This is a genomic window from Paenibacillus sp. SRL342, from assembly GCF_984798905.1.
This window is the reverse complement of record NZ_OZ481790.1, coordinates 6,705,666-6,726,027: the sequence shown is the minus strand read 5'-3', so window position 1 is coordinate 6,726,027 and position 20,362 is coordinate 6,705,666. Positions and strand designations below refer to the sequence as shown.

21 protein-coding genes are annotated in these 20,362 nt (G+C 47.1%); 16 read left to right on the top strand and 5 right to left on the bottom strand.

Translation table 11 applies throughout. The features are described 5' to 3' along the window. Positions 1 to 57 precede the first annotated feature (57 nt). Positions 58 to 975, bottom strand: a complete 918-nt coding sequence (locus AC4E8D_RS29830) for a hypothetical protein (protein WP_490205605.1) — start codon at positions 973 to 975, stop codon at positions 58 to 60. A gap of 362 nt (positions 976 to 1,337) precedes the next feature. Here AC4E8D_RS29830 and AC4E8D_RS29825 point away from each other — a divergent pair, with 362 nt between their 5' ends. The 9 genes from AC4E8D_RS29825 to AC4E8D_RS29785 all read left to right on the top strand — a co-directional run bounded on the left by AC4E8D_RS29825 (position 1,338) and on the right by AC4E8D_RS29785 (position 10,393). Further along, entirely contained in the window at positions 1,338 to 1,682 is a 345-nt protein-coding gene (locus AC4E8D_RS29825) for a Na-translocating system protein MpsC family protein (protein ID WP_017691786.1), read from the top strand. A gap of 464 nt (positions 1,683 to 2,146) precedes the next feature. Continuing rightward, positions 2,147 to 3,217 carry an ABC transporter substrate-binding protein gene (locus AC4E8D_RS29820; RefSeq protein WP_221820266.1) on the top strand — a complete coding sequence of 357 codons (1,071 nt, stop codon included), beginning with the start codon at positions 2,147 to 2,149 and terminating at the stop codon, positions 3,215 to 3,217. A gap of 100 nt (positions 3,218 to 3,317) precedes the next feature. Then, entirely contained in the window at positions 3,318 to 4,256 is a 939-nt protein-coding gene (locus tag AC4E8D_RS29815) for a nucleoside hydrolase (protein ID WP_341344241.1), read from the top strand. A gap of 219 nt (positions 4,257 to 4,475) precedes the next feature. After that, entirely contained in the window at positions 4,476 to 5,297 is an 822-nt protein-coding gene (locus tag AC4E8D_RS29810) for an ABC transporter permease (protein ID WP_036612869.1), read from the top strand. Positions 5,298 to 5,301: 4 nt separating this feature from the next. Beyond that, positions 5,302 to 6,093: an ABC transporter permease gene (locus AC4E8D_RS29805; RefSeq protein ID WP_017691790.1), complete on the top strand. Its 792-nt coding sequence runs from the start codon at positions 5,302 to 5,304 to the stop codon at positions 6,091 to 6,093. Between the two features lie 18 nt (positions 6,094 to 6,111). Continuing rightward, on the top strand, positions 6,112 to 7,170 hold the full coding sequence (locus AC4E8D_RS29800; protein ID WP_221819659.1) for an ABC transporter ATP-binding protein: 1,059 nt from the start codon (positions 6,112 to 6,114) through the stop codon (positions 7,168 to 7,170). A gap of 173 nt (positions 7,171 to 7,343) precedes the next feature. After that, the gene (locus tag AC4E8D_RS29795; protein ID WP_221819657.1) at positions 7,344 to 9,083 is read left to right on the top strand and encodes an adenine deaminase C-terminal domain-containing protein; all 1,740 of its coding nucleotides are present in this window, start codon (positions 7,344 to 7,346) and stop codon (positions 9,081 to 9,083) included. A 129-nt stretch (positions 9,084 to 9,212) separates the two neighbouring features. After that, on the top strand, positions 9,213 to 9,533 hold the full coding sequence (locus AC4E8D_RS29790) for a transposase (RefSeq protein WP_221819655.1): 321 nt from the start codon (positions 9,213 to 9,215) through the stop codon (positions 9,531 to 9,533). Next, complete coding sequence (locus AC4E8D_RS29785; RefSeq protein WP_405132428.1) at positions 9,530 to 10,393, top strand: IS3 family transposase; 864 nt, start codon at positions 9,530 to 9,532, stop codon at positions 10,391 to 10,393. Before AC4E8D_RS29790 ends, AC4E8D_RS29785 begins: the two co-directional genes overlap by 4 nt. Positions 10,394 to 10,481: 88 nt before the next feature. Here AC4E8D_RS29785 and AC4E8D_RS29780 read toward each other — a convergent pair whose 3' ends face one another. The 3 genes from AC4E8D_RS29780 to AC4E8D_RS29770 form a co-directional block, all read right to left on the bottom strand. Then, positions 10,482 to 10,670 carry a hypothetical protein gene (locus AC4E8D_RS29780; RefSeq protein WP_145149558.1) on the bottom strand — a complete coding sequence of 63 codons (189 nt, stop codon included), beginning with the start codon at positions 10,668 to 10,670 and terminating at the stop codon, positions 10,482 to 10,484. 115 nt (positions 10,671 to 10,785) lie between these two features. Then, positions 10,786 to 11,217 (bottom strand): SMI1/KNR4 family protein, encoded by a 432-nt coding sequence (locus AC4E8D_RS29775; protein WP_133386174.1) that lies wholly within the window; start codon positions 11,215 to 11,217, stop codon positions 10,786 to 10,788. A 151-nt stretch (positions 11,218 to 11,368) separates the two neighbouring features. Further along, the gene (locus AC4E8D_RS29770) at positions 11,369 to 11,632 is read right to left on the bottom strand and encodes a hypothetical protein (protein WP_051447285.1); all 264 of its coding nucleotides are present in this window, start codon (positions 11,630 to 11,632) and stop codon (positions 11,369 to 11,371) included. 288 nt (positions 11,633 to 11,920) lie between these two features. On the opposite strand from AC4E8D_RS29770, the gene AC4E8D_RS29765 reads away from it, so the two are divergent. The 3 genes from AC4E8D_RS29765 to AC4E8D_RS29755 all read left to right on the top strand — a co-directional run bounded on the left by AC4E8D_RS29765 (position 11,921) and on the right by AC4E8D_RS29755 (position 14,859). Next, on the top strand, positions 11,921 to 12,658 hold the full coding sequence (locus tag AC4E8D_RS29765; protein ID WP_221825608.1) for an HAD family hydrolase: 738 nt from the start codon (positions 11,921 to 11,923) through the stop codon (positions 12,656 to 12,658). Between the two features lie 382 nt (positions 12,659 to 13,040). Continuing rightward, a complete protein-coding gene (locus tag AC4E8D_RS29760; protein WP_200869383.1) occupies positions 13,041 to 13,520 on the top strand; it encodes a Dps family protein in 480 nt (159 codons plus the stop codon). Between the two features lie 127 nt (positions 13,521 to 13,647). Then, complete coding sequence (locus AC4E8D_RS29755) at positions 13,648 to 14,859, top strand: nitric oxide synthase oxygenase (protein ID WP_221825605.1); 1,212 nt, start codon at positions 13,648 to 13,650, stop codon at positions 14,857 to 14,859. 49 nt (positions 14,860 to 14,908) lie between these two features. Here AC4E8D_RS29755 and AC4E8D_RS29750 read toward each other — a convergent pair whose 3' ends face one another. After that, the gene (locus AC4E8D_RS29750; RefSeq protein WP_221825600.1) at positions 14,909 to 16,267 is read right to left on the bottom strand and encodes an MFS transporter; all 1,359 of its coding nucleotides are present in this window, start codon (positions 16,265 to 16,267) and stop codon (positions 14,909 to 14,911) included. A gap of 255 nt (positions 16,268 to 16,522) precedes the next feature. On the opposite strand from AC4E8D_RS29750, the gene AC4E8D_RS29745 reads away from it, so the two are divergent. From AC4E8D_RS29745 to AC4E8D_RS29730, 4 genes are read left to right on the top strand one after another with little or no spacing between them, the layout of a single operon-like run. Next, positions 16,523 to 17,632, top strand: a complete 1,110-nt coding sequence (locus AC4E8D_RS29745) for an ABC transporter ATP-binding protein (protein WP_036612848.1) — start codon at positions 16,523 to 16,525, stop codon at positions 17,630 to 17,632. Continuing rightward, positions 17,622 to 18,455 (top strand): ABC transporter permease, encoded by an 834-nt coding sequence (locus tag AC4E8D_RS29740; protein ID WP_017691799.1) that lies wholly within the window; start codon positions 17,622 to 17,624, stop codon positions 18,453 to 18,455. Before AC4E8D_RS29745 ends, AC4E8D_RS29740 begins: the two co-directional genes overlap by 11 nt. Further along, complete coding sequence (locus AC4E8D_RS29735) at positions 18,430 to 19,239, top strand: ABC transporter permease (RefSeq protein WP_062836831.1); 810 nt, start codon at positions 18,430 to 18,432, stop codon at positions 19,237 to 19,239. The genes AC4E8D_RS29740 and AC4E8D_RS29735 overlap by 26 nt, the downstream gene beginning before the upstream one ends. Continuing rightward, positions 19,236 to 20,309 carry an ABC transporter substrate-binding protein gene (locus AC4E8D_RS29730; protein WP_339167566.1) on the top strand — a complete coding sequence of 358 codons (1,074 nt, stop codon included), beginning with the start codon at positions 19,236 to 19,238 and terminating at the stop codon, positions 20,307 to 20,309. The genes AC4E8D_RS29735 and AC4E8D_RS29730 overlap by 4 nt, the downstream gene beginning before the upstream one ends. The last annotated feature ends 53 nt before the right edge of the window (positions 20,310 to 20,362 follow it).

The following is a 20,362-nucleotide window of genomic DNA, read 5'->3' as shown; positions in this document are numbered from 1 at the left end:
GGTTGTTCTGTCATCGAAGTAACAAGTGTAAATAATCTTTAGTTCAACTTATATAATTCACAGACGACCAAACGGTGAAAGCATCATGCCAATCAGTCCAATGATAATCTCACCCAACAATCGATACAGAATAAAGAACACGACCACATTAGCGATCAACACGCTGTACATGCTATCGATGGCTGCTTTGGTACGATTCAGTGGATATTGGAACAGCACCGAGTTCAGAGCAACAAAGATAATGATATACGAGACAGCAAGCAATGAGATCGCGATGGAATACGAGATGATAATAAACAGATTCGCCAGAACAAGGGATACGACAGCAGGAACAAGCAATGTACCAAACTGGGCAACCAGTGTTTTGGGGCGGAAGGTTATTTTTTCAATCTTCAGAATAGCGTACATCAGTGCAATAGAGGCAATCAAGATAATGACGGTGAACAATAGCGGCCTTAAAAATCCACCAATGAACAAGCCGTCCATGCCTATGCGACTAAAGGTAATTAAGAAGTATGTAGAAGATAGAATTGCAATTAGCGCCATCGTTAGCCATCCGTTTAGTGAATGCTGGTCGCCAACGGTTTTCATCGTCTGATAAGGACGGGCTAATACACTGAGGAAATAGGACAGATACTGTTTACTTACTTCTTTGGCTTGCTGAACTTTCTCATTCTGCACAATATTATTCCACTGATTGGAGCTATTGCCTCCTTCAGAAGCATGGTCATTGATACCTGTTGATTCTCTCGCCTGTTCCTTGTGAATGGAGACGGATGGTGTGTTGGATGGAGAAGATGTCTGGGAAGAGGTAGCCTGCGTGCTGGACCAACGGGTATATTCGGGTTCGGAAGCAGCAGCAGATTCCAGGTTCGGTACAGGAGTTGGTGATGAGGTTGTTTGCGTTAGATTAGAGCCGCACCTCTCGCAAAAATGGGCATCTCCATTTTCGTGATTACATACTGGACATTTCATGGTATAAGCCTCCAATTTCTAGAAAATAAAAACATGTCAACATTGTGTCTCATTTTAACGGTTAATGACGAAGTTTGTCTATGTTTCGCAGGAATTAGTACCCATTAGGGAAAGTTGAAACAAAGCCACGAATCCTCTGTATGAAAGCGGAGTGTAGAAGCAACAATAGTATAGGAATGACATGCAGGCATATTACTGTGGTATAAGCCGAATTGTTTTCTGCTGTTAATGTCTCATCGTTCGCTTTTATGTGTTATTATCATGTTAACTATATCTTTTGGGTTGCCTATGATCGTATATTTATGTATAATCAATCGTGTTAACACGTCGAATGTACGGTAGTAAGAGATGTGGGTGAGTTCATGGAACTACTGGACAGCAATGAGAGCAAGAAGAAGATGTGCCAGTATTATAACGAAATTTCGAAGGAACTGTTCGGATTTGGCACCACTCTCCTGAGAGTGACCATTGACCAGAATATTGTGACCTTCTACGCGAAGCACCGACGTTCACCGCGCTCTGACGCCCTGGAAGGGGAGGCCCCCGGCTTAAAGCTGGAAGTGGACTTCCGCATGTCTGTCTTATATAAGAAGAAATTCCGGGAGAAGCTCGAGCAACACATGGGTTTGCCAATTGAAGCTATATTGCGGGATTATGATGCGTCCACTCAGTGGGCGATCACGAATGTGATTCTGGAACAAGCCTAAGGATGGATCGGCAGGATTAATTCTTGTTGATGTATACAGAGGTTATGGCCGGATTCATGATCAGGTTCCGTACAATTTCATATGATGGCGTCTGTCTTTGGATTGATTCTGAAGCAGAAACCGATGATGTACCGGCAGCGGGTGTCGCTTTCCTTTGTTTACGAAGAAAAGTGTTCTTGTTTATACAAGAGCGCTTTTCTTTTTGTTTTTTAAGTCGAACTATACACACTCAACTAACGTAATTTACACGGGCACTTGATGACAGAACAACCTTCCGATCGCTGTTATCCCCAGATTTTTTGATCCTTTAAAAGGTGAAATCCGGTGATAAAGGCGCACGCTCCGCTTCTTCAGGTTATTTCTGTCCTCTCCGTTATGTGTAAATGCTTAGCAGAGCATGTAAGCTAGTTCAACTTAATGGTTGGGTTGTTAAATCACACATATCAGGGGGAATAAGGATCATGATGAAAAAGTGGATTAGCGGTTTGGCAGCAGTGGCAATGACATCGGTATTACTTGCAGGTTGTGGCAGCAGTACGGAGGATGCAACAGGCGGATCAGGCAGTGGGGGAACCGCAGCTAACAAATTGGTTATCTCCACTTGGGGCTTCTCCGAAGATTTCTTCAATGAAGAAGTATTTGGTCCATTCGAAAAAGAACATAATGTAGACATCGTGCTCGAAGTCGGCAATAACGCTGAACGTCTGAACAAAATTCGTCAAGGTACATCAAATGTTGATGTTATCTACCTGTCTGATTACTATGCACAACAAGGTATCGATGAAGGTCTGTTTGAGAAAATCGACCGCTCCAAAATTCCAAATGTAAATGACATTTATGATATTGCCAAAGCACCACTTGGTGAAGATTATGGCCCGGCCTACACCGTTGGACAGCTCGGTATTGCTTATAACCCGGATCTCGTATCCAAAGAAGTGACTTCATGGAGTGACCTGTGGGACCCGGCGTTCGAGGGTAATCTGACCATCCCGAATATTACAGCAACAGCTGGCCCAATGGTTGTGGATGCAGCTTCCCGTGTAGCTGGGAACGATACGTTTAATGAAGATGCGGCATTTGCTGAACTGAAAAAACTGAGCGGCAATGTGGTTAAATTCTATAGCCAAACTTCCGAGTTCGTGAACATGTTCTCCCAAGAAGAGATTGCGGGCGGACCGATCATGGAAATGTATTTCAAAGATCTGAAAGCAGCCGTGCCTAATGCCAAGTTTGTTACACCTAGCGAAGGTGCATATGCCGTGATGAACACAATCAATGTCGTGAAAGGCAGCAAAAACAAAGAGCTGGCTGAAGAGTTCATCAACTGGCAGCTGAGCCAGGATGTACAAGCGAAATCTGCTAAAGCCAAGGTCGATTCCCCGGTTAACACAAAGGTTGAACTGACTGCTGAAGAAGCAGAAGGTGTAACATACGGCGCTGAAGTTGTTGAGAAGCTCAACAAGCTGGATATGGAATTCGTGAATCAACAGGTTAAGGGCTGGACAGATCGCTGGAACCGTGAGATTGCACAATAAAAACAAGTAACCGACTGATTTAAAAGTATCTTTGATCAACATGTTCAACTTATATCATTTGCAGCAAGCAACCATATCACCGTATAGGAGTTGAGAACGGATGAGTGAAGCGCAAAATCGCATCATTCTGGACGTGGACACGGGGATTGACGATGCACTGGCGATCTTGCTGGCGGTCAAAAGCCGGAAGCTGGACATCCTCGGTATCACCACAGTCTGTGGGAACGTATCACTCCAGCAGGCAACAGAGAATACGTGCAAAATTCTTGAACTCGCGGGTGCACCAACGATCCCGGTCATTGCCGGAGCAGCTGGACCGCTTACTCGCAAGTCGCATTATGAACACCGGGTACATGGACAGGACGGGTTGGGCGGTGCGCTGCCTGATCCGGCCGTGTCTAAGAAAGCCGAGGAAGGTTTTGCGCCAGACTTTATCGTGGAGCAAGCCAAGTTGTATCCAGGCGAACTGACATTAATTATGACCGCACCATTAACCAACTTGGCCCTCGCGTTGATGAAGTGTCCTGAACTGCCTTCTTTATTGAAGGAAGTCATCTTCATGGGTGGTGTTGTTCGCGGACATGGCAATATTACACCGACTGCCGAGTACAACACATACGCTGATCCAGAAGCAGCTCGCATCGTACTGCACGCAGGCATCGAGAAGCTTACCCAAGTCGGATTGGATGTGACGCGTCAAACATTGCTGAATGAAGCAACGATTGAGCGTCTCACTGATCCTGCACTGCGCGCATACGTTGCTCAAAGCACGGAGATTTACATCAACCGTTACGAACAAATGAACGGCGTCCGCGCTTGCGCTTTACATGATCCACTAGCCGTGGGCGTAGCCCTTGCCCCGGAACTGGTAGGACGTAAATCGTATTATGTCGATGTCGAAACCGCTAGCCGCCTGTGCGATGGTCAGATGGTATGCGACTTCCAAAACCGTTTGGGTGAGCAACCCAACACGCTTGTTTGCGAAACTGTAGATGCAGAAAGCTTCCTTGAACTATTTATCAACGCATTAAATGCGTAGCTATGATAGTTAAATTCATGTTTTACACAATAACGTAGTGACAGAAGAAAGCTGGAGAAGCGAAGCGTTCGCCTTTATCCCCGGATTTCCCCTTTTCGATAAGGATCAAAAAATCTGGGGATAACAGCGATCGAAAGATTCTTCTGGCACGGAGTGAGCTAGTGTAAAGTTGTGCTTTTAACGTGTGAATAAAACCATTTTAATGTCAGGAGTATCGCGATGAAGAAATCAGTAATCTACTGGCTATTGCTGCCGGGATTTGTGTTTTTGGCGGCATTTATGATCATTCCGATTGTCCTGACGATCGGGTCGACGTTTTTCCAAGAAAACTCCTTCACGTTTGAAGGATACATGCATTTTTTCAGAGACCCATACTTTTTGAAAATATTGCTTACGACGCTGCAAGTCAGCGTGGTCACCACCATCGTCTGTGTGGTGCTCGGATTCCCGACAGCTTATTATATTTCGCAGAAAGCGCCGCGTCGCAAAGGCATTTTGCTGGCACTGGCGATCTTCCCACTGCTGACGAGCCCGGTCGTGCGCTCGTTTAGCTGGATGATTATCCTTGGACGCAAAGGGCTGATCAATAACACCCTTGTTGGTCTGGGTATCGTGGACAAGCCGCTGGACATTCTGTACACGCCGGCAGCGATGATGATCGGTCTGACACACCTGTTCCTGCCACTGATGATTATCTCTCTGGTAGGCGTGCTGGAGAACATTGACGGTGACCTGCTCAAAGCAGCACAAAGTCTGGGTGCATCGCGCATTACGGCATTCCGCCGGGTCGTGTTCCCACTGGCTGTGCCAGGACTTGTGATCGGAGCCGTGCTTGTCTTTGTCGGAAGCCTGACGGCGTATACCACACCTGCCCTCCTTGGAGGAAAACAGCGTGTAATTGCTACGTTCCTGTATCAAAACGCCATGACCCTCAACGACTGGTATCTGGCCTCGGTTGTTGCCGCGATTATGATTGTGATTACATTTGTCGTGGTTGGTGTCATGAACAAAATGGCCAAAACTTTAAATCCGAAGGGGTAGACATATGCGGGAGAAACATATCGGGCTGGGCCTGTTCAGTCTGCTGGTCTTTATCTTTCTGCTGGGCCCGCTTCTGATCATATCGGTCACTTCGTTTGAACCGGGAACGGTACTCAAATTTCCGCCGGAAGGGTTCTCCTTCCGCTGGTATGAGAATATTTTCAACACAGGCGGTTTCCTCCGCACATTCCAGACGTCCATCATCATTTCCCTGTTGGGGAACCTGTTGGCGCTGGTACTCGGAGTTCCTGCTGCGTATGCACTTAGTCGTTACGATTTCAAAGGCAAGTCCGTGCTGAACGCACTGTTCCTGTCCCCGGTACTGATCCCGGGAATCGTGCTTGGTTTTACATTGATGAAATACCTGATCGTAATCTATCATCTGCCGATGTATCTCGGACTGTTGATCGGTCATACAATTATCATGCTTCCATTTATCATTCGGGTTATTGCATCGAGTCTGTCGAGCTTTGACTTTGCAGTGGAAGAAGCTGCGCTGAGTCTTGGCGCGGGACGTGTAAGAACGTTCTTCACGATCGTGCTTCCTAACATCCGCTCAGGAATTATCGCTGCCGTGTTGATTGCCTTCCTGGAATCCTTCAACAATGTGGACATCTCGGTGTTCATGACCGGACCAGGGGTAAGCACATTACCGATCCAGATGCTGACGTATGTCGAGAATTATTTTGACCCAACGATTGCAGCGATTTCCGTGCTCTTGATGGTGCTGACCGGACTCTTAATGTTTGTGATCGAACGGATCATGGGCGGATTTTCATACTTTACTAAACGTTAATTGGAGGCGCAGAACGCTATGGCATTGCTGACATTAGACCACGTATCCGTGGCATACGATAAGCAGACAATCCTGAAGGATTTTCAGTTGGAGCTGGAAAAAGGTAAACTGCTCTCCCTGCTCGGACCGAGCGGTTGCGGCAAAACAACTACGCTGCGCCTCATCGCCGGATTCCTGGAAGCATCACAGGGCAAGTTTATGTTTGGCGGCAAGGATTATACGAAGGTTCCGGCGAACAAGCGGAACTTCGGATTTGTATTTCAGAGTTATGCGTTATTCCCGCATCTGTCTGTCTATGACAACGTGGCCTTTGGCCTGCGGATGCGTAAAGTAAAAGACAAGGATATCTCTTCCCGTGTGATGCGAATCCTGGAAGTGGTTAACCTGAATGGATTTGAGAAACGTTTTCCACAAGAATTGTCTGGTGGACAGCGTCAACGTGTGGCGATTGCCCGCGCATTGGTGATTGAACCTGACCTGCTCTTGTTCGACGAACCACTCAGTAACCTGGATGCCAACCTTCGCCTCAACATGCGGGTGGAGATTCGCCGGATTCAGCAAGAGCTGGGCATTACAACGCTGTATGTCTCTCATGACCAGGAAGAGTGCTTCTCGATCTCGGATCAGGTAGCGATTATGAACAAAGGTGTGGTCGAGCAGCTCGACCGCCCGGAAACCATTTTCAAATATCCGGCGACTGAATTTGTAGCACGATTCATCGGGTTCCATAATTTTATTGAATTTGCGGATCGCAGTGATGCAGGTGAATTAATTACCCTGAGCGCAGGTGGACGTACGTTTACAGCTACCGCACATCCTGGAACAGCACGTCCTGGTGCACGCAAAGGTGCGATTCGCCCAGATGATCTGATCGTTAGTGGAGATACCTCTGCGGATGTGGTGAACGCCTTGCCGGGCATTATCAAAGTCAGCACGTATCTGGGACGCAGTTATCAGTATGTAATCGAGACGGAGCTTGGTGACTTTACAGCAAATCAGGAGATGGAAACACCGTACCTTAGTGGGCAGCGTGTTAGCCTGATTTTCCCACAGGACAAGCTTGTATTGGTAGAGTAGTCGTGAATGTAGGAATAGCTTGAAGAAATAAGAGCAGCAAAGAAGGCATTTCATGCGATGATTCCGGACGAGGTAGTGGTACGCAATCAAGTGTATTGCATTAGATTAAAGTGCAGGGTCATCGTCCAGTCCGGATCGCAGTGAAATGTTTGTGAAGAAGGAGATTATGCCCCATGCGTGCAGATCAACTAATTGTGAATGTACATGTGTATAACAGTTATTATAAACGGTTTGAAATGAACAACGTTGCAGTACTCGACGGCAGATTCCTGTATGTTGGACCCGACGGACCGGAGATGATTCAGGCAGACGAAGTCATTGATGCGCGGAGAAGATACATGATTCCTGGCTTGATCGATATCCATCTGCATATCGAAAGCACGATGGTGACACCGGAAACCTTTTCCCATGGTCTGATTGGCTGCGGCGTAACATCCATTGTAGCGGAACCGCATGAGATGGCGAATGTATTTGGGCTGGAGGGTGTGCAGGAGATGATGGCTGCGAGTCGGGAGACGACGGTGGACATGTTCTATGCGATCCCAAGTTCCGTTCCGGCAACCCCGATGGAGACAACAGGCGGTTCGATCGAGATCGAAGATATGGACGTGCTGCTCGCCACTGGCGAGATCATCTGTCTGGGCGAGATCATGAACTATGTCGATGTCATACGTGATCCGGAGTGCAAGACGAACCAGATTCTACAGCATGTCCGCAAAAACTATCCTGATCTGGTGATCGAAGGACATACACCGAAACTGCTTGGACTCGATCTGCATCGACTGATCTACGCAGGCATCGATTCCGATCATACCCATCAGAGCATTGAGGGATTGCAGGCGCGGATTGCGGCAGGTATGTTTATTGAAATTCAGGAGAAATCAATGACCCCGGAAGTCATGGAGTACCTGATTCAACATGATGTGGCGCAGCATTTCTGCTTTGTTACGGATGATGTGATGCCGGATTCACTGGTGGAGCGTGGCCATCTGGATCATATCGTACGCAAAGCAATTCAGATGGGCATGCGTCCGGAAGACGCGATCTATGCAGCAACATCTACCCCTGCTTCCCGGATGAAAATGACTGATCGTGGCAGCGTTGCCCCAGGCAAAGTGGCCGATTATGTGTTGGTATCCAACTTGGATGATCTCTCTATTGATCAGGTGTACAAAAACGGCCGCAAAGCTTATGACGATTACGAACCGTATAAGCAGGAGCGCATAACCGGGCAGTTCCCACCTCACTTCTATAAGAGCGTACAGTTGGAGAAGCTGGGCGTAGCAGATTTTGCAATTCAGTTGGCAGACCCAAAAGTCAGTGGATCAGGGGTTGATCTCGCTGGTGAAGGTGAGTACCAATGCCGTGTCATGATGGTCAAGGATGGTTCTACTTTTGTGGAAGAGCATATTGCATCGGTTCAGTCCTCAGATGGCGAATTGCAGTGGGAAGAAAGTGGATATGCGCAGATCGCGACCTTTGAACGTTATGGCGTGAACGGCAATCGTGCACATGGCCTGATCGGTGGAGACACCATCAAACGCGGCGCCATTGCAACGACATATTCACACGACAATCACAACCTGCTGGTTGTAGGACGTAATCGTGAAGATATGATATTGGCAGCTAACACGGTAATTTCGAGCCAGGGTGGGTTCTGTGTGGTGGAAGATGGCAAGGTGCTATCCCATCTGGAACTTCCTGTAGGTGGCATTTTGACGGAAGAACCACTTGCAGTGGTTTCCCATCAAGTGAAGGAATTGAGAGCAGCGATGTTGTCTCTTGGATATGTGCATTACAACCCAATCATGTCGATCAGCACCCATTCCCTTGCGGTAAGTCCCGCGTTGAAGATTACGGACCATGGCTTGATTGATGTGAATGCAGGTAAGGTTGTATCGTTGATTGTATAGTTTGAAGACACATATGTCGTGATGCACATGAAAAAACACCCTATTTGGTATTATCCCCTTTAAGTAGACACTTGAAAAAGCCTTCATGTTATCATGAGGGTTCAAGTGACACTTGGAGGGGATATTTTTATGGCAAAAAAAGGACAAACATTTCAGACGTATACCGAAGAATTTAAATTGAATGCGGTTAGATCCTATGTCGAAGGGTCTTCAAGTTATAAAGTGGTAGCTGAACGCGAAGGAATTCGAAACTGTTCACAACTGAAGGTGTGGGTGAAAAAGTGGAAAAACGGGGAAGCGTTCGATGAGCGAAAAAACAATGTTCCGAATCCAATGAAAGGACTTCCCCGTACTGCCTTTAGCAGTGTAGAAGAAGAACGTGACTACCTTCAAGCACAGGTGGATTATTTAAAAAAGCGGTATCCAAATCTAGTAAAGGAGAAGCGCTGAGCCAACGGGAGAACTACGATATCATAGACGAATTGCGCTGCTCGCATAGCATTACACGCCTATTATCGATTACAGGAATACCCCGTTCCAGTTATTACAAATGGCGAGCAACACAGCCGCAGCGAGACGCAAGACAAGACCGTGATCGTGAGATCAAAGAACACATGATGGCTATTCATTTTGCAAACCGAGAGTTTGGTTATCCTCGCATGACAACGGCGCTCTGGGAGGCTGGTCTGAACGTTAATCACAAGAAAGTATGGCGAATCATGCGGGAACTATCGATCCAATCGGTCATTCGTAAGAAGCGGAAGAAGTCCAGCTATACGCCATCTGTGATTTATCCGAATCGCCTGAAGCGCAAATTTCATGCCACAGCCCCCCAGCAAAAAATGGTGACGGATATTACTTATATTTCGGATGGAAACACATTCGTTTATCTGTCTGTCATTCAAGACTTGTTCAACAACGAAATTGTAGCTTGGCAATTATCTAAACGGAACGATGTTCAGCTCGTATTGGATACGGTGGAACAATGGACACAAAAAAGAGACGTTTCGGAAGCCGTGCTCCATTCGGATCAAGGCTTCCAATACACATCTCAGGCGTACAACACACGATTAGAAGCATTCGGCGTGAAGGGCAGCCACTCTCGCAAAGCAACCTGCCTGGATAACGCATGCATCGAATCCTTCTTTTCGCATCTCAAGACAGAGAAGCTGTACCTTAACCAGTGTAATTCAGAAGCAGAGATTCGACAAGCCGTGGAAGATTACATGTACCATTACAACTACCGACGATTTCAAGCCAAACTCAAACAGCGCGCACCGATTGAATATCGATGCGCACTGGCAGCATAGCTTTTTTCATCTGTCTACTTGACAGGGGTATGACCAATTTCACAATTGTGAGCTAGGGTGTTTTTGTCTGTGCTTATTGGAATTATTATTATTTTAGCAACTTCTCTGGGTTCTTCACTTTAATGGAAACAACTTCGCCACAATCCAGACAAACCGTGTACATTTTTTCCACACCGAGAGTCATTTTCTTATCCAATGGACGAAGGTTGATGTAATCCGATGCTTCTACGAAAGATGTTCCTCCGCAATCATGACATTTCTTTTCTGATGTACTCATAAGTTCATTCCACCTTTTATTCATTTGTAATGTGTTCATTAATATAATATTCATTAAATGGAAATACAAAATTATCTAATTATTCATCGTAGATTAGGGTCCGTTAGTCCGTAAATTAAATTTTTATTTTGCCTTCTAAAGTCCACTCCAAATATTTGGACACTGAAGGTGCGACCCATTTTCGGCTGTCATTTTCATGATTCCACACAAACACGTCATCTCTACACGTTCCATCCCCTGTCACAGGAAAAGCAAATAAATCCCCAATCCCACTTTCCCCGAAGAAGAGCAGGTGATCAAAGGGCATGTAGTAATCTTGGGAGTGGTCATCCCGATAATGTCTGTTTTCATTCTTAATTCGATCTTCTGACCAGATAAGTCCCAAATCGTAAATAGCTCTGACTCCATTGGTTTCGAGCAATATTTCTTTTAATTCACGAGGGAGCGTAACCTGTAAGGAGTCTTCCATCTTTGCAATGTCATCACCAGATGCAGGGGGACTGAACGTATACTCCTTCGAAATGCTATGAAGATGCTCTTTCCACATGAATAAAGGCCTCCTCGATATATTCTAACTGTCAGTAACGAATGAAACGGTATGTAATTGATTGAAAAAAGAAGTCCTTCTTAACTTAAAAGGCTACTGTTTTTGATGTAGCGCAGTAATGTTATGTAAGGACTACTCTTCTAACTCCAGTTTACCAAGTTAGCCAACCGCTCGTTCGTTTATAGTTGTGCAGAAGATCGTATTGCTCGTGGTGCATGAGACGCTTCATTTTGGTTCTATACAGACGATAATCATGTTTACGATCGGGTTTACTTTCTTTGTTGTAATGCGTGCTCTTGATTCCTTTACGGTGATCTTTCAGCTTTTCTTTTCTTGGATCAATGAACTTCTTGTTGTGTCTCTGTGCAAAAGCTGTTTCATTTTCCCATGATTGAATCTCTTCCTGTGTGAACATCTTCATCCCCGTTGTACCGGGCTAGATTTTGGCTTGAGTAGCCAGTGCCTTGAGCACAACTAATAGGAGAAGAATTTTGGGTTGAACATCGTCATCACCTCAGATTTAATCATCCTTATTTTAACATATAAAGCCGTCCGATCAATTCTGGTCTAAGCGTTATTATGGGTACTGTTCTGGAGTAGAGATGATCACGCAACAAATCCCTTTTGGACGAGGCATAGGAATACATATATAGTAGTAAGAAAAGAGTGTTTGGACGCAAAAGCAGGAGGATAGACAACCATTATGAGTGAAATAGATAATGCTAAAACCATATTTTTCGACGTGGATGATACGTTATATGATCACTTGCAGCCACTTTGTGGCGCGTTGCAGGACGTTCTCGGCCTGCCCGATGAGTTCCCTTATGCTGAGGCCTATCATCGTTTTCGTTATTATAGTGACTGGCTGTCTGCACAAGAAGATCTGTCCGCTGTACCAGAAGCGGATGCAGTAGAGCGAATGCGCCGTCGGAGGTTTGAGTTGACGATGGAAGAGTTCGGACTCCCCCTACAATCGGGACAGGCTGAAGAACTACAAGCACAGTATCTGAGCAGACAGTTTGAGATTGTACCTTTTGAAGGAGCGTATGAGCTGATCAGAAGGCTTCAGGCAGAAGGCCATACCGTTGGTCTAATTACCAATGGAGAAGGAGAGCATCAGCGCCGCAAGCTTGAAGCACTGGATGTGCTTAGTCTCGTGGACGAGCATCTGGTCTTCATCTCCGGTACAACTGGTTATGCAAAGCCGGATCGCAGGTTGTTTGAATATGTGAGTAAGCATTCCGGGACAGATGCCCGTTCCAGCTATTACATTGGCGACTCGTGGCGTAATGATGTGGTAGGTGCGGTCGATGCGGGGTGGACAGTCATCTGGTTCAACCATCGGGAGGCGCTGCCGGAGTCCGATCATCAACCTCATTTTGTAGCACGGAGCTATGAAGAGATCAGTCGTATCCTGACTTTTGAGTTTGTTAAGCAATAAAATTGTACAGGTGGGTTCATGCGGTCCTATCATCTCACGGAGATGAAGGGCTGTTTTTGCGTTATTTGCACTGTGAGAATATTCGCAGTATGTGAGCGTAATTAAAGGTATAAATAAAAAGTGGGATCTGGTGCAAGCAGTACTACAGATCCTCATTAATCAGCCGTGTGGCCAGTGAACTCCACTTTTTATAATGATATAGGATGAAGCTCAGCTTCATGGAATCTTCATGTACAAGACAGGGCGAAATCCTTCCCAAACAGGATATGCGGTGTTATAATTAAAACAAGATTTAGATTAAGTCTAAATTAAAAGAAGCGAATCAAAGCAATCCATTATAAAATTCAAATTCTATTTTTATATTCGAGAGGGGATAAATTCCATGAGCACAATCCAAACTAGAAACAACACTTTTGCTAACAATGCCACAGCACTTCAAGAAGTCCTGAACCGTCAGATCGCAGGTTGGTCCGTACTATACACGAAACTGCATAACTTCCACTGGTATGTCCAAGGACCTCATTTCTTCACACTGCATGCCAAATTCGAAGAGTTGTACAACTTGGCTACGGCGAATATGGACGAAGTTGCAGAACGTTTGCTGGCTATTGGTGGACGTCCGGTGGCTACGATGGCTGAACAGCTGCGTCTTTCTCCAATTGAAGAGGCACAAGGGCAGTTGTCTGCTGAGCGTATGGTAGAGTCGGTGGTTGCTGATCTGCGTACAATGGTGAAAGTGATTCATCAAGGCATTCACGAAGCGGGAGAAGCAGAGGATAACGCAACGGAAGATATGCTGATTGGATTCACCGCTGCGCTGGATAAAGAGGTCTGGATGTTAACCGCATTTCTGGGCAAATAAGCAAAGTCACCCTACATCCTGACAACGATATGTAGAGTCCGTGAACAAAGTGTCCGTTCGCTTACAAATCCGGTGCGCTTGCCGTATAATGATGGCATTCAAGATGTACAGAATGGTGGAATGAACGATGCGGTCAGACCTGGAACAATTGCAGGAAGAAGCTGAACGGTTTATATATACATGTTATGAAGAGCTGGGCCATTCGCGTGAAGACGCAGAGGCCCGGCTTGTTGCCGTTATGGGAGAGATCGAAGTAACTGGTACTTATGTGCATACCACAGAAGAATTGGAGCAAGGTTGTAAAATGGCCTGGCGGAACAGCAACCGCTGCATCGGGCGGCTGTTCTGGGATAAATTGCGGATCGTGGACGCACGTCATGCTGATACGGCAGGGACGGCAGCAGAAGCTGTGTTGAATCATATCCATGTGGCATCCAACGGTGGCAAAGTAATCCCGATGATTACCATTCTTCCACCGGATGGGCCGAATGGAACTCCGGTACGTATCTGGAATCATCAGCTCATTCGATATGCAGGATATGAGACAGAGCAAGGCATTATTGGAGATCCTGCTTCGGTGGAACTGACCAAGGCGGCGATGTCACTTGGCTGGCAGGGGGCAGGTAGCTCCTATGATGTCTTGCCACTCATAATTCAGGCGCAAGGACAAGCTCCAGAGTGGTATGTTATACCCGAAGAAGAGATTGTGGAAGTTCTTATCGAACACCCGGAGCGGAAAGAGATTGCGGAGCTTGGCATGCGCTGGTACGGTGTGCCGATGATCGCCGATATGCGACTGGAGATTGGTGGTGTGTCCTACCTGGCAGCACCGTTCAATGGTTGGTATATGGGTACCGAGATCGGCGCCCGTAATCTGGCAGACACGTTTCGGTATAACAAGTTGCCTGCAGTGGCGGCAGCATTTGGATTGAATACCTCGAGTGAAACGACCTTGTGGAAGGACCGTGCGTTGGTAGAGCTGAATGTGGCTGTGCTGCATTCGTTCAAAAAAGCAGGTGTGAGCATTGTGGATCACCACACGGCAGCAGCGCAGTTCCAGTTATTTGAACAGCGGGAGGAGAAGGCTGGGCGTGAATTGACCGGAGATTGGGTGTGGCTGATTCCGCCAGTGTCCCCGGCTATAACGCATATATTCCACAGCTCCTATCGTAATGAGATCGTGAAGCCGAACTTTTTCCATCAGGATCAGGCGTATACCCTGAAAGATGGTGTGGCATCTGCCGCAGAGCCGCGAAGCAGCGAGCAGCAGAATGCACAGGTAGAGAATCACCAACCACAGGCCGGAGATGCACCAATGAAATGCCCGTTTGCACATTAATTGTGCAGGCGGGTCATTTTTTGTGATCCTTTTTTATCCAAACGAAGGGCTACCCCTCTTTCAATCGATACCGACTGCGCATCACGGCCTGAACTATAATGGCAGCAGCAATCAGCACCAGGTTGAACACAAACACGGAGTAAAGCGATCCAACTTCCGTAAGCAACGCAGCAACCAGTGGAGATACGATGGAGCCGATCTCGGCCGCAGAGACAATTTTGCCTATGACAGAACTTCGACTCTCGTCTGGGATGTGATCACCAATATGGGCAAAGAACGAATCCATGTAACATGCACCGCCAACCCCGCCAATGAGCATGCCAACGTAGACCCATAGATGGGAGGACGTGCTTAGAAATACAGCAACTTCGATTCCAATCAGGAACATGCCGAGCATGCAAAGCAACAGGCGATCGCCTAACCGGTCAGAGAGATAACCAACAAAGGGAGCAGCGGCAAGCGTAGAGATCCCGGAGACGGTGAAGGCGAGACTGGTGGCAAACGGGTCCCAATGCATGATGTGAGCTGCATACAGTGCAAAATAGGTGAGGAATACCGCATACGCGCTCATCTCAAGAAAATGTACCGTGCCGTAACCGATAAGCTGCTGATGCTGTGTGAGCCTTGTAGACAAACCTTGAGTATGCTTTGCGTCAGACGGTGATGAAGATAAAGGAGGAGGTTCAGTGGATGCAGCAAAAGGGTGGGATTCACTGATGGTGGAATCTACAACAACGTTATCCGTGGAGAGTGGCGAATGTGATGATTTATCGATAGGTTCTTGTGTCACAGTAGCCGAAGGATCTTCTAATAGGTGATCACTTAACGTATCCCCAGATCCATGATTGGCTCTAGCTTGTGCCGTCGTCTTCATCCCCATCGCAGCGACCACGGCCATCAGACAACATACGGTAACGAGCAAAAAAGGAACCGACAGCGGCCAATGCATAGCCAGCCAGCCACTAATGACGGGACCGAGTATCATACCGCCGCCCTCACTGCTGCTGATATATCCATTGTACAGGCCGCGGTTGTCTACATTGCCCCCATCCCCGATGATGGAACGTACGACCACGGTAAGGCCCGTGGAAGCGAGCCCTTGCAGCAGTCGTAGCAGGCCGAATAACACCGCAGCAGTAGACAGCGCGAAGCCACCCATACAGACTGCCAACAGGATCAGCATGAGGATGAGCGACTTTTTTCCTCCGAGTTTTCTATAAATTGCCGCCGCAGGAACACCACCAATTACTTTCCCTACATAAAAAAGTGCAAAAATAACCCCCATCATCCAGCCGGACAGGCCGAATTCCTCAATAAACAAAGGAAACAGGGGCAGGATCATGAATCCGCCCATCTGACTTAGGAAACAAATGGTCATTAGCAAAGGCAGGTTACGACGAATTTCCAAGAGCCAAGACTCCTCTCACACATAAAATGGAATCCCTAATATGCTTTATTTTCCAAATGAATGCGTAGATATCGACATATACCCGTAATGTATGCAGGATTTATGAAAATAAGAAGAAATGACACGTGGTGTTTACATCAAAACCATTGCGGATATACCTGAATCATATATAATAGATGGGTTATCAATAAGGAAACATGGACGAAAGTGTACAGACTTAAGATGTACCTCAAGTATAAGGGGGCGATGTGAAGCATGTCAGAACAACAACCGATTATCCGCTTCGAAGCGGTGACTCAGCAATACGATCAGGATGAAGCCGTATTGAAGGCAGTCAGCTTTGAGATTGAGCGGGGTAAATTTTATACGCTTCTTGGCCCGTCAGGGTGCGGGAAAACAACGATATTGCGGCTGATTGCCGGCTTTGCGGAGCCGACACAGGGCAGTATTTATTTTAACGGTGCGCTCATCAACCGAGTGCCTGCCCACCAGCGGCAGGTGAATACTGTATTTCAGGATTACGCGTTATTTCCACATTTGAATGTATTTGAGAACGTAGCTTTTGGTTTGCGGATCAAAAAGATGAAAACAGCTGAAATTCGCAGCAAAGTGTTGGAAGCCCTCAAATTCGTCAATCTGTCCGGTTATGAAAACCGTGAAATTGGTGAAATGTCTGGCGGACAACGGCAACGTGTCGCGATTGCACGTGCCATTGTGAACGAACCTGAAATTCTCCTGCTGGACGAGCCTTTGTCAGCACTCGATCTGAAGCTGCGGACCGAAATGCAGTACGAGTTACGGGAGCTGCAACAGCGACTGGGCATCACGTTTATCTTTGTTACGCATGATCAGGAAGAGGCTCTAGCGATGTCGGATGAGATCTTTGTCCTGAATGGCGGCGTGATTCAACAGAGCGGTACACCGAATGATATCTATGATGAGCCGATTAACCGCTTTGTGGCGGACTTTATCGGGGAATCGAACATTGTATCGGGCAAAATGAAGCAGGACTTTGTGGTGGAATTCGCTGGCGCACAGCACGAGTGTGTCGATCAGGGTCTCCAGCGGGACGAGCCGGTAGAGATTGTCATTCGTCCAGAGGATCTGGAGATTACAACGGAAGACCAAGGCAAGCTCAAGGTTAATGTGGACTCCCAGTTATTCCGTGGGGTGCATTACGAGATATCCACGTACGACGATGCGGGCAATGAGTGGCTTGTTCATTCAACCAAGAAAGCCGTTGTAGGCGCACGGATTGGACTCTATTTTGACCCGGAAGCGGTACATGTTATGCGCTTTAACGAGACCGAGGAAGAGTTCGATAAACGACTCGAAGCCTATCAAGAGGCCGCTCATGCAGACTAAGGCCAGCACACGCAATGCGTATCTGATTCCATATGTATTATGGATGGTGTTGTTTGTTGTGGCGCCGGTTCTGCTGGTCATCTATTACTCGTTCTTCGACGTTGAAGGGAACTTCACGTTTGGCAACTACGCCCGGTTCTTCACACCGGTGTACTTGCAGATGACGCTCAGTTCGTTCTGGTATGCATTTCTGATTACGGCCTTCTCGCTGCTGATCTCCTACCCGACGGCGTATATGCTGACCCGGACGAAGCACAAGCAGTTATGGTTGCTGCTGATCATTCTGCCAAGCTGGATCAATCTTTTGCTAAAAGCGTATGCCTTCATCGGCCTGTTCGGAACGTATGGTCTAACCAACTCCTTACTTGAAGTCGTGGGTATTGGTACACAGCAGATTTTGTTCACCGATTTCAGTTTTATCTTTGTCTCGGTGTACATCTTCATTCCATTCATGATTCTGCCGATCTTCAATGCGCTGGAAGAGATGAATCCATCATTGATCTACGCTGCGCGTGATCTGGGGGCCTCATCGTGGCTGACCTTCCGCCGGGTTATCTTTCCACTGACGATTAGCGGTGTGAAATCAGGCTGTCAGGCTGTATTTATTCCTGCGCTGTCTCTGTTCATGATTACCCGCCTTATTGCGGGGAACCGTGTAATTACGCTGGGAACAGCGATCGAACAGCATTTTCTCGTCACCCAAGACTGGGGGATGGGTTCAACGATTGCCGTCTTTTTGATTATTGCGATGGCGATTATTATGTTCCTGACTGGATCAGGCAAGAAGGAGGTGCGTAATGGGAAGAAACGGAAAGCTGTCTAACGTCTATCTAGCCGTTGTATTCGCCATATTGTACGCACCGATTGCGTATCTGATCTTCTATTCCTTCAATAGTGGCGGGCATATGCGCAGCTTCGAAGGATTCACGCTTGAATGGTACAGAGAGGTATTCGCTGATACTCGGCTGCTCATCATTGTGCTGAATACATTTATCATCGCACTGCTGTCATCGGCGATCTCAACGATCCTTGGTGTTGCAGGAGCACTGGCAATCTACCATGTGCGTCGCAAACGGACCAAAAATACGCTGCTGTCACTCAATAACGTGCTCATCGTGAGTCCCGATGTCATCATTGGTGCATCGTTCCTGATCCTGTTTACCATGATTGGCATCAAACTGGGCTTTACTTCGGTTCTGTTGTCTCATATTGCGTTCAGTGTGCCGATTGTTGTCATCATGGTACTGCCGAAGCTACAGGAGATGAGTCCGACACTGATGGATGCGGCACGCGATCTGGGCGCTGGATCATGGCAGATTCTGACGCGTGTGGTGCTGCCATACGTGAAACCGGGTATTTTTGCCGGATTCTTCATGGCATTGACGTACTCGCTGGACGACTTCGCGGTAACATTCTTTGTCACGGGTAATGGTTACTCTACACTCTCTGTAGAGATATACTCGAGAGCAAGGCAGGGCGTTTCGTTGTCCATCAATGCTTTGTCTACCCTGTTATTCCTGCTCACGGTGCTGCTGGTAGTCGGATATTACTTCATTAACCGCCGTGCAACACGGATTCCACCCGGAGGAAAGGGGCTGCGTCCATGAAGCAACTGGTACGGACATTTGCGCTTGTATTCGTGGCCGCCTTTGCCCTGATGATCCTGGCTTCGTATCTGAACAAGAGTCAGGGGTATTCTGGCGGCAACACGCTGACCATCTATAACTGGGGAGATTATATCGACCCGGATCTGCTCAAGGAATTTGAGGACGAGACCGGCATGAAGGTCATCTATCAGACGTTTGATTCCAATGAAGCGATGCTGACCAAGATTGAGCAGGGCGGAACTACGTTTGATGTGGCGATTCCTTCTGAATATGCGATTAGCAAAATGAAAGAAGAAGACCTGCTCGTACCGCTGGATCATAGCAAATTAACTCACCTGGACAACATTGATCCGAGGTTCATGGACTTGTCCTTTGATGAAGGTAACAAGTACTCCATCCCTTATTTCTGGGGAACGGTGGGGGTTGTGTACAATCCTGAGCTGGTGGATGGATTGACGTTTGATAGCTGGAATGACCTGTGGGACCCGCGTTTGAAAAATCAAATCCTGCTCCTTGATGGCGCACGCGAAGTCATTGGGATGGGATTGAACAGTCTCGGGTATTCTCTGAATGATACCAACGAAGACCATTTGCAAGAAGCGCTGAAGAAGCTGTCTACATTGACACCAAACGTCAGAGCAATTGTGGGTGACGAGATCAAGATGCTGCTTGCGAACGAGGAAGCGGCAGTTGGACTTGTATGGTCCGGGGATGCGTCCGAGATTATGGATGAGAACGACAAACTGGATTACATGGTGCCGGAAGAAGGCTCGAACCTTTGGTTCGATAATATGGTTATTCCAAAGACGGCGAGTAATATTGAAGGGGCACACCAGTTTATCAACTTCATGCTGGACCCAGACCATGCGGCTCGCAATGCCGAGTATGTGGGATATTCCACACCAAACGCTGAGGCCCTTAAGCTGCTGCCAGAGGACATCTCGGAGGATGAACGCTTCTATCCAGACGAGACACTGACAGGCAAGCTGGAGGTCTACGATAATCTGGGTAAAAAAATGCTCTCGCATTATAACGACCTGTTCCTGGAGTTTAAAATGCACAGTAAATAATCGCTCAATAACGTGTGCACAGTTCGTTAGATTTGCAAAAAAAACAAAAAAGG